The sequence below is a fragment of the Candidatus Thorarchaeota archaeon genome (genome assembly GCA_021498125.1).
Taxonomy (GTDB): Archaea; Asgardarchaeota; Thorarchaeia; order Thorarchaeales; family Thorarchaeaceae; genus B65-G9.
Genome location: JAIZWL010000006.1, coordinates 21,544 through 35,912 on the forward strand (window position 1 = coordinate 21,544; position 14,369 = coordinate 35,912).

General features: G+C 48.3%; 8 protein-coding genes. 4 read left to right on the plus strand and 4 right to left on the minus strand.

Annotated elements, in window-relative coordinates:
- Positions 1 to 12 precede the first annotated feature (12 nt).
- Together K9W43_11855 and K9W43_11860 are read right to left on the minus strand one after the other, a co-directional pair.
- On the minus strand, positions 13 to 912 hold the full coding sequence (locus K9W43_11855; GenBank protein ID MCF2137917.1) for a hypothetical protein: 900 nt from the start codon (positions 910 to 912) through the stop codon (positions 13 to 15).
- A gap of 204 nt (positions 913 to 1,116) precedes the next feature.
- A complete protein-coding gene (locus K9W43_11860) occupies positions 1,117 to 6,831 on the minus strand; it encodes a hypothetical protein (protein ID MCF2137918.1) in 5,715 nt (1,904 codons plus the stop codon).
- Positions 6,832 to 7,322: 491 nt separating this feature from the next.
- On the opposite strand from K9W43_11860, the gene K9W43_11865 reads away from it, so the two are divergent.
- On the plus strand, positions 7,323 to 7,769 hold the full coding sequence (locus K9W43_11865) for a response regulator (protein MCF2137919.1): 447 nt from the start codon (positions 7,323 to 7,325) through the stop codon (positions 7,767 to 7,769).
- Between the two features lie 161 nt (positions 7,770 to 7,930).
- Positions 7,931 to 9,454 carry a hypothetical protein gene (locus K9W43_11870; GenBank protein ID MCF2137920.1) on the plus strand — a complete coding sequence of 508 codons (1,524 nt, stop codon included), beginning with the start codon at positions 7,931 to 7,933 and terminating at the stop codon, positions 9,452 to 9,454.
- Positions 9,455 to 9,507: 53 nt separating this feature from the next.
- Here K9W43_11870 and K9W43_11875 read toward each other — a convergent pair whose 3' ends face one another.
- Together K9W43_11875 and K9W43_11880 are read right to left on the minus strand one after the other, a co-directional pair.
- Positions 9,508 to 10,887 carry a TldD/PmbA family protein gene (locus K9W43_11875; GenBank protein MCF2137921.1) on the minus strand — a complete coding sequence of 460 codons (1,380 nt, stop codon included), beginning with the start codon at positions 10,885 to 10,887 and terminating at the stop codon, positions 9,508 to 9,510.
- Entirely contained in the window at positions 10,887 to 12,317 is a 1,431-nt protein-coding gene (locus K9W43_11880; protein ID MCF2137922.1) for a TldD/PmbA family protein, read from the minus strand. The genes K9W43_11875 and K9W43_11880 overlap by 1 nt, the downstream gene beginning before the upstream one ends.
- 137 nt (positions 12,318 to 12,454) lie before the next feature.
- Here K9W43_11880 and K9W43_11885 point away from each other — a divergent pair, with 137 nt between their 5' ends.
- Together K9W43_11885 and K9W43_11890 are read left to right on the plus strand one after the other, a co-directional pair.
- Positions 12,455 to 13,816, plus strand: coding sequence for an FAD-dependent oxidoreductase (locus K9W43_11885; GenBank protein ID MCF2137923.1), 1,362 nt, complete (start codon positions 12,455 to 12,457; stop codon positions 13,814 to 13,816).
- Between the two features lie 125 nt (positions 13,817 to 13,941).
- Complete coding sequence (locus K9W43_11890; GenBank protein MCF2137924.1) at positions 13,942 to 14,367, plus strand: nucleotidyltransferase domain-containing protein; 426 nt, start codon at positions 13,942 to 13,944, stop codon at positions 14,365 to 14,367.
- The last annotated feature ends 2 nt before the right edge of the window (positions 14,368 to 14,369 follow it).

Below are 14,369 nucleotides of genomic sequence, written 5' to 3' on the forward strand. Positions count from 1 at the left end.
GTGCGTAACGGCCTACTCGGTCAATCGCTTCATATGTTCGACGATGATGGTTCTAATATCGGACGCTGCTTGAGAATATGTTGCGAACCGGATAATGGGCACGCCGTGTTCCTTGGCCTCCGTAAGCATATGTTCTTGGATCAACCGTGCCGCTGCAAATTCTTCCATGCGCGTCTTGTACTCCTTGGTAATGGTGGTCAATCCCGATTTGCCTCTCTTGTCCATGAACATATTCTTGTGTAGTTCTGGTCCCGGCTCGATGAGGATCTCCACAGCTCCTGCGATATCACGGAACTCCCCCGGAATGATATGTACACCCTCTACAAGTCCGGTTGCCCCCTCGGAAGAAACGTTCCTGACAGTCTTTCGAAGATGTGGGTCTATGATCTCATATTGTGCCAGAAATCCCCGGACAACTGGCGAAAGCCTGTCCGGACCAGTCTGCCTGTATTTGAATGCCTGATAGGTATGGCAAAATAATTCGGGTGCGTCTTGTTTCGAGTATGTGGCTCGAAGGATCTGACGAATCGTGTCTGTGCTCAGAAGTCTCGTTGCAGCAATGTCCGTTGCAAGTGTGAGTGCAAGCATACTTTTCCCAGTAGCTGATGCCCCTTCAAGTACAAGGAGTATTGGTGGCACGTCTCGATCCTTTCGTCTTTGCATCTCATATTTATTGATTATTTTAAGATGTTCATACCAGTTGTGATCGATCTCTTCAATCCGTTCTAATGTGTCGTTGAAAATATACTCTTCAAGGTCGATACTGTCTTTTTGAGGAGCTGATCTTATGGCCTCAGTGGTGATTCTGTATGCGATGTCGTCCTTGACTCCTGCAAGTCTTAGTCGTCCATACACTATGATGTGCGGGAATGGCGGTGGGGCGTGAGTGTCATGATCTTTGTGTATGTTCATATTTTCATCAAGCCACTCTGCACTTCAAAACTCTACTGATTATTTCTTTCTGTGTCTTTGCCTCTCATAATCCCCCACTGAAGACGACTTGATGTACTGACTATTCCTCTATCAATGAACATCGTTTTTAAAAAAAGAGAAAATAAAAATAAGCCCCCGCCCCCAAAGGGGACGAGGTACAAGACTGCTAGTCCTGTGTGTTCTCTATGGCGCTCCACGCTTGCCAATGATCACTACAATTACAATTACTACTGTCACACCACCGATGACGAGAACAATTGTAATGATCATGATGTTTGGACCTGGCGTTGATGTTGCTGTGGTATTCGTAGTGGTCGTTGGAGATGTAGTCGTTGTTGCAGTGGTGGTAGTGGTTGTAGTCGTTGTAGTGGTAGTCGTCTGTGCAGTCACAGTCACAGTGACAGAGTCTGTAACAAAATTGCCGCTTCCATCCTGTAGAGTGATGACAAACACATGTTCGCCGACAGCGAGCCCATCAAGCGGTACTGTGATGACTTCTGAGCTGGCATTCCACGATCCCGCCTTGATCACTACACCATCACAAGTGATGTTATAGGTGGCCGGATCAAAATCGCTTCCATTCCAGCTGATGGTCAGTCCGGTCTCGCCGAACTCCATTGTGACATTCTCAGGATGGTTGATCTCTGGAGCGACTGTATCAACAACGGTCACGGTCACGCTGTCCGTCGCTGTATTACCCGAGCCGTCCTTCACCTCAATAGAGAGGGTGTGAGTGCCAACAGACTGGCCATCGACAGTCACGGAGTAATCCCCATTTGTCCATGAGGCCCACTCACCTGCTGTTCCGTCAATGATGACTCTGTAGGTATCGGGATCGAGATCGCTGAGTGACCATGTTATGGAGTGACCTGTGGTTCCCAGTTCGTATGTAAGATCGTCAGGACTGCTGACAGTGGGCGCGGTTGTATCGGACACTGTAACTACGACTGTATCGGTAACAGTATTCTCTGAGGAATCACGGACCTCTACAGTGTAATTGTGGGTACCTATCGCGAGCCCGTCCACACTTACAATGTGTGAACCATTCGTCCAAGCAGTCCAGCTACCAGGAGTGCCATCAACGTATACTCTGTACGTATCGGGGTCTTGATCGCCAAAGGTCCAATTAATAATATGACCGGTGGTTCCATACTCGTAGGCGAGATCATCTGGACTATTGATGTCCGGTGCAATGGTGTCAGTCACCGTTACTATGACAGTATCCACCACCATGTTGCCCACGCTGTCCTTGGCCTCGATCGTATAGTTGTAGGTTCCTACCGCCAGTCCATCGGCATCGACTGTATAGGTTCCATTTGTCCAACTGGTCCAGTCTCCGGCTACGCCATCGAGGTGTACTCTGTACGTATCGGGATTGATATCTCCAAGAGTCCAAGCAATTGTATGACCCGTCGTACCTAGCTCATACAAGATATCTGTTGGGCTGGTCACATCTGGGCTTGTTGAGTCTTCAATCACAGTCACATATACCGTATCATATGCAGTATTACTGCTGCCATCATTGGCCTCCAGAGTGTATTCGTAGACTCCAACACCAAGACCATCTACAGAGATGTTATAGGTCCCATTCGTCCATGACGCCCAATCACGAGTTGTTCCATTGCCAGTGATTCGGTACTGGTTCGGGTGCGCGTCGCTCAAGGTCCATGCAAGGCTGTGTCCAGTAGTTCCGTATCCATAGACCAGATCTCCGGCTGAGATAATAGCTGGAGCAGTATAGTCTCTGACTGTGACCCTAACGTACTTTTCACTCTGGTACCCCGCCTCATTTGTTACTCGAATGAGGTATGTGTAGTTACCAGTATTGTATGGCAGACCAGCCTCTACCTGACTTGTGAATGTTCCTGCGCTAGTTCCCGTTGTGATGATATGTCCTGACCACAATGATGTGACAGTCCATTCATGTAGATATCCTCCTGTTATTGTGAAATAGAACTCTGGAGGTGTGGGATCATTGACAGGATCCCAGTGGATCCATAATGGTTCTCCACTGTAGACGCCCTGATAGAGCCCACCAATGGGAGCAAAGGTACTATCAACATCAGTTATCGAGGGTATGTCCGTGACGTGGGTCCGAGTTGTTGGGGCATTCTGCAAAGTAGTAATGCTATAACCGGTTTCTGTTGTCGAGTTGACATAGAACAGTCGGTCTCCAACAGAATGGTACACTATCGAGTAGACAAAGTACGAACCATTCCATGTTGCGGGTCCATTAGCAATGACTGCCAAGTCACCGGGACCAACAGTGAGGCCATCATAGACCAGTCGCGCTCTGAAGATGACCGTGCAGGTCGTATCGACAAGCACCCACTCGGGTGAGGACAGGTCATAGATCTCAATGGCGTCCCAGATGACTGTTGTTGACTGGCCGTTCTGGTCGATTGCAGTAATGCCGTAATCAGTTCCACTACACTGGACTGAGTCGTAAGTCTGCCCAGTAACCGTGCTTGAAGTCTGAGTGATCCTCCAGACGCCACTGCCCTGATATGTGGCAGTCACACTGTTGATAGTCACTGTTCCAGTGGTCACCGATGAACCATCAAACTTGTGGACCAGTAGCACATCGATGTTTACATTGTCGTTGATGTTTGTCCGTGAATCAGACACAGTATATGACTGAACAACTATTTGATCCCAGATGCAGTAGGTTTCATCATTGGACTGAATGACTGAGATACCATAGGAGTCATCACCATCTGCACTAGCGACGGTGTAACCATGCTTCCCTACTGTGCTGTAGACGAACGTTGTAGAGTTGAGGTTCAGGGTCCCGTCATATGATGCACCGTCATAGACGTAGGTCGCGCTCGCTGTGATCCCCGTTGCTGCCTGATTGATGTTGATGCGTTGATCGCTTGGTCCCGTGAGATGCACGATGAGTGCATCCCAGATGCAGTAGGTTTCATCATTGGACTGGATGACCGATATGCCATAGGAGTCATCACCACCCACGCTCGTGACCGTGTAACCACGTTTACCTACTGAATCGTACAGGAAGGTCGTTGAGTTAAGATTCACTGTGCCATCGTAGGGTTGTCCATCGTAGGCATAGGTGACGGTCACGACGATTCCGGAGGCATTGTCGCCAATGTTTATTCGTTGATCGGTGGGTCCTGCAAACTCCACGTTGACCGCGTCCCAGATGACCGTCACACTCTGAGAGTTCTGATCCATCTTGGTGACGCCATGTGCGTTGCCTAGCGACTGAACTGTATTGTATGTCACACTGGTGACACTACTATAGGTCTGGGTCAGTCTCCAGACTCCACAACTTCCTGAATAGGTGGCAGAGGCTCCATTGATGGTGACCGTACCATCGACTACTGGAGTACCATCATATGCATAGGTGATAGTGGTCTCAATGAGTACCGAGGTGCCAATGTCAACACGAGTGTCTGCTACTGAGTATGACTGGACAACAACCTCGTCCCAGATGACCGTTACGCTCTGAGAGTTCTGGTCAATGCTTGAGATGTCATACTGGTCACCGCTCGTGGCAACTGTGTCGAATTGGATACTACCTACATTGTCCCGGGTGACCGTGGCACGCCAGACACCCTCGCCTTGATGGCTCGTGGCATATCCGTTGATGGTCACAGTACCATCGACCACATTTGTTGAATCATAGACATATTGCAGCTTCACATCTATGTTCACAGCAGTTCCTGTATTCACCCATGTGTCTTCGACCGTATACGAGATGACCTTGATCCGATCCCAGATGACAGTCACGCTCTGAGAGTTCTGGTTGACTGTTGTGATGTTATAGGTATTTCCTGAAACGCTCACGCTGTCAAAGGTCACAGACCCCACGTCGTTCTCGGAGTGAGTGATCGTCCAGATCCCGCCAGATCCAGAGTAGGTTGCAGCGGCTCCGTTAATGGTGACCGTGCCATCTGTTATTGGATTGCTATCGTATTCGTAGACCAGATGCGCAGAGATGGTGACAGTTTGATCTATCGTTGTTCTATCTTGGGTATCATTACTTGTCAATGAGGCGACCTTTACACGATCTACTATAGGGATCTTGCTATAGGATGTGTCCAGCAGGCTGTAGCTATTGGTGCGGTCATAGACATAGTACTCAAATCTGTTAGTTCCCACATAATTGTCAGTTGTGACGAGTATGTTGAATGTGCCATTTGATGCGGGAGGACCCGTCCAATTATGTGAATTAGCCGAATTTCGGCTAATCTTCACAAGTACCTCTGCCGGGTCTGGTGCAACATGGGATGATGACCTATAGTATTCGATAGTTCCCATTGCTCTCAGTGACTGGCCTACATCACAACGGTAGTCGGATAGCGCATATGATCGCAATGCCAATCGAGTTTCAACATCCCAGTTCAGATTGTATATGTCGCTGTCTGATGCACCATTATTATCAGCAACGCGAGTACGGATGTCCATGTTTATTGTATCTGGATGTTTCCAGAGAAACCTGATGTGCCAAGTGATTGTAAGGCTGTATGTATTGCTACTTACCGAACTAGATCCGAGTTGGATGTATTGAGCACCTGATACTATATTCCATGATGCTGTGTTTCTATCATACCGTGCCTCCCAGAGGACGGCCCCTCCTGAGTATCCGGCTATGTAACAATAGTGGATATTGGCATAACCATCACCATCTACATGCGATGTTCTAATGTATGCATAGTTGTTAGGGTTTTGAGTTCGCATTGCGTAGAGGTTATCTAGATCGTATAGCGAATTGATGGCCGTAGGTGTGCCACTGTTGTATGGAATGTGGTTGAACAGATAGATATACATCCGCTCTATTAGCCACGAAGTCTTGATCGCATCAGAGCCTGGTGCGGCATCATAGAGTCTGACCAAAAAAGTGTTAGAGGTCAGATATGAATGAATATTGAAAGAATGGATTCCCCCATCCCTGACACTACCAACTGTGACCCAATCATCATTGTACCAACATTGAACGTAGAGCATTTCATCAACAGTTGAATGAAGGTCTATCTTTAGTTGTTCTATTGAATATTCATTGTAGTTGACGGTATTGAATCTGAAATGCTGATCTAATTGGTGATTCGTCCCTCCCTCAATTTTGTGGTCATCCAGACTAATGTATGCCCCCATGTCCGCTCCACTAACAGTTCCTCTGTATTTTACTTGAAATGAACTGTGAAGATATTGTGTGTCTGTAAGATTATATTTAAATTGTTTCCATGTTGCGCCTAATTGTGTAATTGACAAGGTGACTAATGTGTCCCATGATCCGCTTGAATCTTTTATTAGAACTCTGAGTAATATTGTTCCGGAATGGATTTTTTCTCCTTTTGCAAAGAATGAGAGCCTGAACCGTTCTACATGACTAGTATCATATGTTGGGCTTACCAACTCTCCTTGTCCAAAATAGGTGCCATGTCCATCAGAATGGACGTCATTGATGGATGCGCAGTTGGTTCCAACTTGGGCATCATGTGTGTTTATGGCCCAGTCGGTGTACCCTCCATATGCCACTTCAGTCCAGCCTGTTCCGGGCCATGGGTTCCAATTTGACTTTTCATCAAGTGTTGTAAACGCCAATGCCTCTTCAGACAGGGTGGCATAATCCTCAGTGTCCGCCTTCATATTATCGAAGTCCGTGACCGAACCATTTCCGTCGTAGGTATAATCATCGACGTAATCACTTGTTGCGGCTGTTGCAAAGCGTGTTGTTGGTTGTTCAATCTGCACATCGTCAAATTGAACGTTTTTCGCCTGATCTGGAGTCGTACCTGTTGTGTTCTCTGAAACTGATGGCGTGCTATTAAATGCAAACATATTGCTTCCAAATAGCGATACCGTCCAGACAGAGAAGAGCAACAGTATAGCTCCCAGTATAATGTATCTCTCCTTTCCTCTCTTTGAGAGCAACTGTATTCTTCTCCTCAATCGTATAGCCAAATTTGGCTGAATCCGACTTTATTGATATACCTATAAAGTTTTGCAATTGTTACTATTGTGGAGGGGATTAAATTAAATTATGGTTCGTAATTTGATCAAATCTGGACGAATATATTATTAATTATGGGATCATTGATTGAGGGATACGAATACATCGCGTGTTTGTCCTAGTCTACTCCAATCTGTCTTGCATGGTCGGATACCATTACGGTTTGATTCAAGACTCTTCGACTTGCATACTATCGTGATATCTGGTAAAGCGTAACCGCATATATTTAATTTTGCCCTCGCCAAATTATTATTATACGCCTGAATTGTTTACTGCTAGGCATTACTACAAGTGTGTCATCAGTCAATCAGTCGTAGATTCTTTCATAAGTTGAATTACCAGTACATAGCGTTGTTGCAGTATTGCCCATGTTTTCGTGAAACACGACCCAAGCAAGTGTGGTTTCCAGACAATGACCGTGAACATACTTATCATCGATGACGATCCAGCCATTACGAAGATCCTCACGATCCTGATCAAGCGACAGGTTCCCAATGCCAAGATTATCATTGCCCACGATTGCATGACTGGTATTCAGGCGATTGACAAGATGAAGACGGGTCGTATTCGAAAGAAACGTATCGTCCCCGATCTTGTACTTGTTGATGCACGGTTACCAGTCATTGATGGGTTTCAATGCTGTGAGCGTCTGCTTGATCTGGGTGTATCACGTATGGTGATGATGACAGCCACCCTGACTCCGGATCTCGTTCCTAAGGTGATAACAGCAGGAGCCGAGACCGTCTTCAAGAAGAGTGCAGGTCTCAAATCCATTGCTACTGCCACTGCTGCAATAGTGAACGCAATAGAACAGGAAAAAGAGGAGTTAGCAGCTGAGAAATCCAAACGTTTTAGATGATCTATCCGTTATTTTTGCTATTTACCTTGTCGTGGAAATCCTTTTGAGTAGACAATCGTATTTTATCTCCCGAGTGCACATTTCAGGCGGTCAAAAAAGTGCGATACAAACAATCAAGGTCCTTACTACTGGCTATAGCTGTATTTACATTAGTCCTTTTCATGTCAAGTTCTCTGGCGTCGGCTCAGAGTTCAGATGAATGGTACGGTGATGAAAATATCAAGGCGTACATCACAGTGAACGGTGTCAATATCAAGGATGCCTCTGAGACCAATCCGATCACCATCGACCCTGAAGGTCACGACACACTCACTTTCAAGGTCAATGTGACGGCTCCCGTGCCGATCTATAATCTTACGGCTAAAGTCGCATTCTATTATCAGGGAGCCAAAATATTCTCCTATGAGATTCGTCAGAACGAGACTCAGGAGCTTCTACCGGGGACTCAGATTGGCTTTGAGGATCTTGAGGTCAACATCGGCGGTTATCTCTCAAGTGCATCTGGGGACATACCCATCGACATTGCAACAGGGATCTATGAGACCTCTGTCGATATCTATTATTATTTACAGGGTGACGATTATACAGGCCCGCCGACCCACACTATCAGCGGCGGATTTTATGTCTTGCTTCCGCCTAATGGTATCATTGATGCCGTGACATCAGCAGTCGGTATTGTTGCAACTGTTTCTACTGTGGGTGTTGTCACAGGTCTTGGCAGCCAGATCTATACCATTCTCGATGGACTCCAGACGGCTCACAAGTTTCGCAGTATTCAAAAGAAGGTGCATGAACTAAGGGCCCTTCCAAATCTTGCAGTCATCGGTGCACTCCCCACGCTCTTCTCGATATTTGCAAGTATGAAGATGAAAAAGAAGAAAGACGTGAAAGAGTCTGAGAGTGTCTCGGAGTTTCGTCTGAAGCAGCGTCTCCGCGAAGCTGCACCAGCTGCATGGCCAAAAGATCGGTGTCCCACATGTGGCCGTAAATGGCATGAAAAGACAAACACATGTAAGAAGTGTCACATTGATGAAGAAGAGGCGCGTCGGCGTTACGCGGAGCTACTCGTCTCAAAAGTCCCCCGTGCTATCAAGGTGCTGGGAAAGAAAAAGGCATTATCGATCAAGAAACTTGCAAAGAAGACCAAGTCCAATCAGTACAATGCTGGAGTGATTGGAGCCGCAATGGTCGATGCTGGATTGTGTGAGGTCACAAAGATAGAGACCCCCATTAAAGGATTCGTCTTGAACATTGCAGGTCTTGCATTCCTCATACTCACATGGCAGCAACTGCTTGGTGGTGCATCGAGCAAATGGCAGACAACTCTCACTATTGTGGGAGGCGCTCTCTCTTTAGCTGTGATTGTAGCACTGTACTTTGCTCGAAAGATGCAGATTGAGAAACTGCAAGCCGAGACGGAAGCGAAACAGGCAGAGGCCCGTGCTACTGTTCCTGATGACACTCCTGAGAGCGCACCCGCTTCCGACTCGCTGCTTGATATCTCTGATGAGTCTTCGCCAGTGGACACGGAAGAATCAGACGGATCGGTGGAACCTTCAGAACTCGAGTTTGATCCCACTGAATCGCCTGAAGATGCCACTAATGATGATGTTGATGGTGAATCTACGACTATTGACTCAGATGAGTTTAGCGGCTCTTCGGACAATACGGACAACAACGAGTAGGTAGTAAAAAATAGAACACGTGACGGGGAGACCCCGTCACATCTCTTTCTCTCTTATTGTGTTGCAGCACTCATTCGACAGTCCTTGACTCGGACTGAGGGAATGAACGTTGGGGTGGCGACTTCCCACCAATATACTTGTGTGCGATCCTTTCCCATGGCATCGATGTTCGCAAACATCCGCATTACGTTATCACTGATACGGAGGTTTTTGATCGGTCTCATCTCTCCATCCTTGACGAGAAACATCGCATCGCGTGGAATTGTCGAAAACTCGCCCGTCTGATAGTTCTGGAAGCGCGTATACCAGTTACAGGTGACGTAAATGGTCGGGCGATCACTCTCAAGAAGTTCTTCCAGTGTGTGATCACCCTGATTGAAGACGATATTCGAGGAGACCGGTAGTAACATCTTCAGGCTCTGGCTCAGTGATGCCGCACCAGAACTTCCTGTAGACTCGGTCTCGAACATCCGGGCCGTGGTCGTATTGTGCACAAACCCTTTGAGTACGCCTTCCTCTACTAACGTGGTCTTGCGTGATGGTGTGCCCTCAAAATCGAACGACCTACTTCCCAGACCCTCTGGCATGGCCGGGTCATCCCACACTGTGACATGTTCAGGTGCAATGCTCTGCCCCATGCGATCCGCGAGTGGTGAGATCCCGATCATGACGTAGAACGGATTTGCCGCGCCGGGCACGAATCCGAGGACATCGGCAGCCACCGTAGGACTCAGGACGAGATCATATTTTCCGGGTTCACCTTGCACTGCGGTACTGGCCTGTTTTGATAGGCGCCCTGCTTTTGTTCCCGCCTCGACCATCTGTTTCTCTGAAGCAGTGGGTTTGGTCCCACACGAGAGTCCCTGACCTGAGTAGTCAAGTTCGTCTTGGAACGCACGTACATTGAGATCATAGACCGTAGATGTCGACTCGCCACTTGGACCGTACGATGAACGGAAGTATCTCTCCCGCTTACCAAAGGCCAGTGATCCCGCGACTCGAATGGCTCCCTCTTCAATTGCTGCATCTATGGCCGCATTGACGTATTCCGGAGCCTTCTCGGTGAAGTCATCAAATTTGGGGTCGACAAGATCGGGGACTGGTGTGTACTTGCTCACTGTTTCCTCGACACCTGCAAAAAAGAATGATTCTGGAAGATGTTTGATGAACTCAATGCCATCATCGACCGTCTGCTTTGCTTCTTCAATGCTGGTGACAGAACGTTCAGTGAAACCTGATTGAGCGCCCTTGAGAATGATGAACATCTCAAGTTTCATCTCTTGCCAGCGCTTTGATATGTCAATGGCATTTTGCGAGAAGCGGATCTGTGATTCCTTGCCTATGGTCCCACGTATGATGATCCCTTCTGTCTTATCCGCAGCATAGTCAATAGTCGCATCAATAATTGTCTTCATCTCGTCAATACCGACCATTATCCAACACCTCCCAGTCTGATCCCTCTGAATCGCACATCGCCGCCCCCAGCATAGACTGGCACGCCCTGCATGGGATCGCTCTTACCACAGGTCCCTGGAAAGTCGAATCGGAGTTCTTTGCTCACGGCATCAACAGCACTCAGCATGCCCACACTGGTGGTTTCAAGCACTGGTCGTTTGACCATGATGTCTGTCAATTCGCCATTCCGTATCAGGTACGCCTCGGACCCAGTATACTTCGATTGATATCTTCGATCATCAATGTTCCATTCTTGGAAGCTCCTCATGAAGATCCCAAGTTTCACATCTTCCACAAGTTCTTCGAACGAGTAGTCGCCGGGCTCAAAGAAAGTGTTCGCCATTCTGATGATCGGTTCTCGATTGAACGCAGATGCTCTTGCTGCGCCATTGGAACCCATACCGAATCGGACACCGAACTCACGATTGAGAAGTGGTTCATTGATGATGCCGTTCTTGATGAGTGTCCGTTTTCTTGCCTTGACGCCCTCATCATCATAGAGGTAGAATCCCCCGGTATTCGGAATGGTCGGGTCTTCGCTCACAGTGACCGCTTCGCTGCCGACACGCGACTCGCCCAACTTGAGATCGCGCCAGAAGCTCTCTCCGGCCTGTGCTCCCTCTCGGCCCATGATTCTATCGCCCTCGCTTGGATGACCGACATTCTCATGTGATATGATCCCTGCCACTTCAGGTCCCACGATGATATCAACAGGACCATCAAGTAGTTCTTTCATTGCTTTGGCTTGGGTGGCTGCCTTCTTTAAGCGCTCCACCTCGTCGCCAATCTTCTCGATGACCTGTGCATCTTTGATTTGTTCCCAGCCCCCACAGCGGGTGAAGTCGAGAAACCTCTGTTCCGACCCAGACTCGGCGGCGGCAGTCAATAGGACGATCATGAAGATGTGTTCTAGGTGCCCCATGATCTTTGTTCCCTCGCTGGTCACGAGATATTTGTCCGTCACAGTGGGCGTGAGCATCATGGTATACTGCATCAGACCACTCATCTGTTCATTCATCTGTTGAGCGAGATCCATGATGTCTTCGATTCCCACTTTGCTCAGTGGTTGTTTGGCGTGAACAGACCATGTGTCCTCATTGGTTACAGGCTCCCCCAGATCTATTGGCTCCTTTCGATGCGAGTTCTTAGCCATCTTGAAGGCGGCTGTGATCGCCTCTTCGGCCAATGACTTGTCGATCCGATCGAAAGCAGCGAATCCGATATTGCCGTCAACAAGCAGCCGCACGCCAATGCCTGACTCTGGACTGGTACCTCCAGAGACCGGTTCGCCGTTCCGGTAGGCAAGGCCGCGTCCGACTTTTCGCTCGTATCTGGCCTCAACATATTTTGCACCGAGTCCGCGTCCGAATTCGACGCAATACTCAGCAAGATCGTGTGCTTCGGTCAATTCAAACAATGTCTACTTGTTCGCTTCTTTGAGATAAACCATCCGAATTGCGCCAAGTGAAATCATCACTATCCAAAGATTGAAGTCTGATGGTTCTCGACTCTATGGCAATGCTCTGACATTCAGGTGATACGATCTTGGTCGAAACTATTGCAATCATAGGTTGTGGTGCTGCTGGAGCTACTGCTGCTATGCAGGCCCGCAAATTCAACAGGAAGGTACAGATCACCATCTTTAACGAGGAACCCTATTCTCAGTATTCCCGGTGCGGGCTCCCATACACGATTTCTGGTAAGGTTGCCGCTTTTGACGACCTGATTCTGACACCACCCGAGAACTGGGCTGGCCTAAAAGTGGATGCTAAGTTTAGCACCCGTGTGACTGAGATTGATCATGGGTCTCGTGAGCTGAAGTACGTCGGAGAAGACGGAGAGGGCACGCTCAAGTACGATGCTCTCATCTTTGCTACTGGTGCCAGAAATGCGGACCCACCTATTGAGGGTCTTGACAAGGAACGTGTCTATGGTCTGCGGACTATAGATGATGCAAAGGCCTTGGTGAAGGAGGCCGACCAAGCTAAGAATATGGTCATTATTGGTGGCGGACTTATTGGGATGGAGGCCGCAGAGGCATTCCACGAACGCGGTGTACATGTGACCGTCGTCGAGTTCTTACCTAACGTTCTTCTCGCAATGGTCGATCCCGACATGGCACGAATCATTGAGGAACACGTGACCGCACAAGGCGTCACACTTCTGACCAACACTGCGGCAGAGGCGATTCTTGGTGAGAACAGTCCCACTGCAGTTCGTGTCAAAAATCGTGAGTCTGGTGAAGTTCAAGAAATCCCTGCTGATGCTGTAATTGTCGCAACTGGTGTTAGAGCTGTAGTCGATCTTGCAAAGAGCATTGGTGTCGAGATTGGTCCCGCTCATGGTATCAAGGTCAATGACAAGATGGAGACCAACGTTGAGGGCGTTTATGCCTGTGGTGATTGCTGCGAGCATGTGGAGTTCGTCACACGTAAACCGATGGTCGGAGGTCTCGGGACAGTTGCAGTTCGTCAGGGTCGAGTTGCTGGGATCAACGCTGCTGGCGGCGATGTGGTCTTCCCCGGGATCGTTGGTGCCAAGGTAACAAACCTGTTTGGTCTTGAGATCGCAAGTACCGGGTTCACAGAAAATCTTGCACAGCGGTTTGAGGTCCCTGTTGTCAAAGGTTCCGTCAAAGGTCTCACCAAGCCCCCATACTATCAAGGTGGAAAAGACATCAAGGTCAAGACGTTCTATGAAAAGGGAACAGGGCGGTTGGTTGGTGGCCAGATCGTCGGGGTCGAGGATGCGGCCATGCGGATCAACGTCATCACGCTTGGCATTCAGACCAAGATCAATGCAGCAGAACTCTTTGATTTCGAGAACTGCTATGCTCCCGCCGTGTGTGATACTTGGGATCCTATTGTGACATCAGCAGAGGCTGCGCGTAGACGGCTTAAGATGTGAGCCGCTACCACGGCCTTTGTCTTGTTGACGTAGGTTGAAGCCATACTCAAAATCGCTTACAGCATTAGAGATAACGCCTAGCACATTGGTACTGGAGGTGACATTGGATTTCCTTCGCAAAGTTCGTGAAGTATCTGCGTGAACGAGATGAACGATCAAAAGAAGAGTTCCCTCGCTTTATCGAGGAGTTACGCACAGGTAAGTGGGGGCCGACCTCTGCAATTCTGTTTGGTTCCCGTGCTCGTGGTGAGGCCTCGTTCATGAGTGATTTCGATGTCTTATTGATCACTCCCTCCGATATTGATGCGAAAGCTTTGAGAATGTGGGCACGAGAATTCCGCGTCGATCTATTTGTCGTCCCTGAGAATTTAGCCACCGAGTTGATATCTGGTCTTCACACAGTATTGCTTGATGCATTGACACAGGGCCGTGTTCTCTATGATGATCGAGAGATAATCCCCCTGCTACGAGAGACATGCCAGAGTGTGATCGAGGCTCGAAATCTTCAGCGTACTCTCCAAGGTTGGGTACTTCGCTCCGCTTTTTTGTGAAA

What these genes read in the sequence shown, in the direction of transcription:
- K9W43_11870 (MCF2137920.1), top strand. Translation starts at nt 7,931, where the DNA reads ATGTCAAGTTCTCTGGCGTCGGCTCAGAGTTCAGATGAATGGTACGGT.
- K9W43_11855 (MCF2137917.1), bottom strand. Translation starts at nt 912, where the DNA reads ATGAACATACACAAAGATCATGACACTCACGCCCCACCGCCATTCCCG.
- K9W43_11875 (MCF2137921.1), bottom strand. Translation starts at nt 10,887, where the DNA reads ATGGTCGGTATTGACGAGATGAAGACAATTATTGATGCGACTATTGAC.
- K9W43_11865 (MCF2137919.1), top strand. Translation starts at nt 7,323, where the DNA reads ATGACCGTGAACATACTTATCATCGATGACGATCCAGCCATTACGAAG.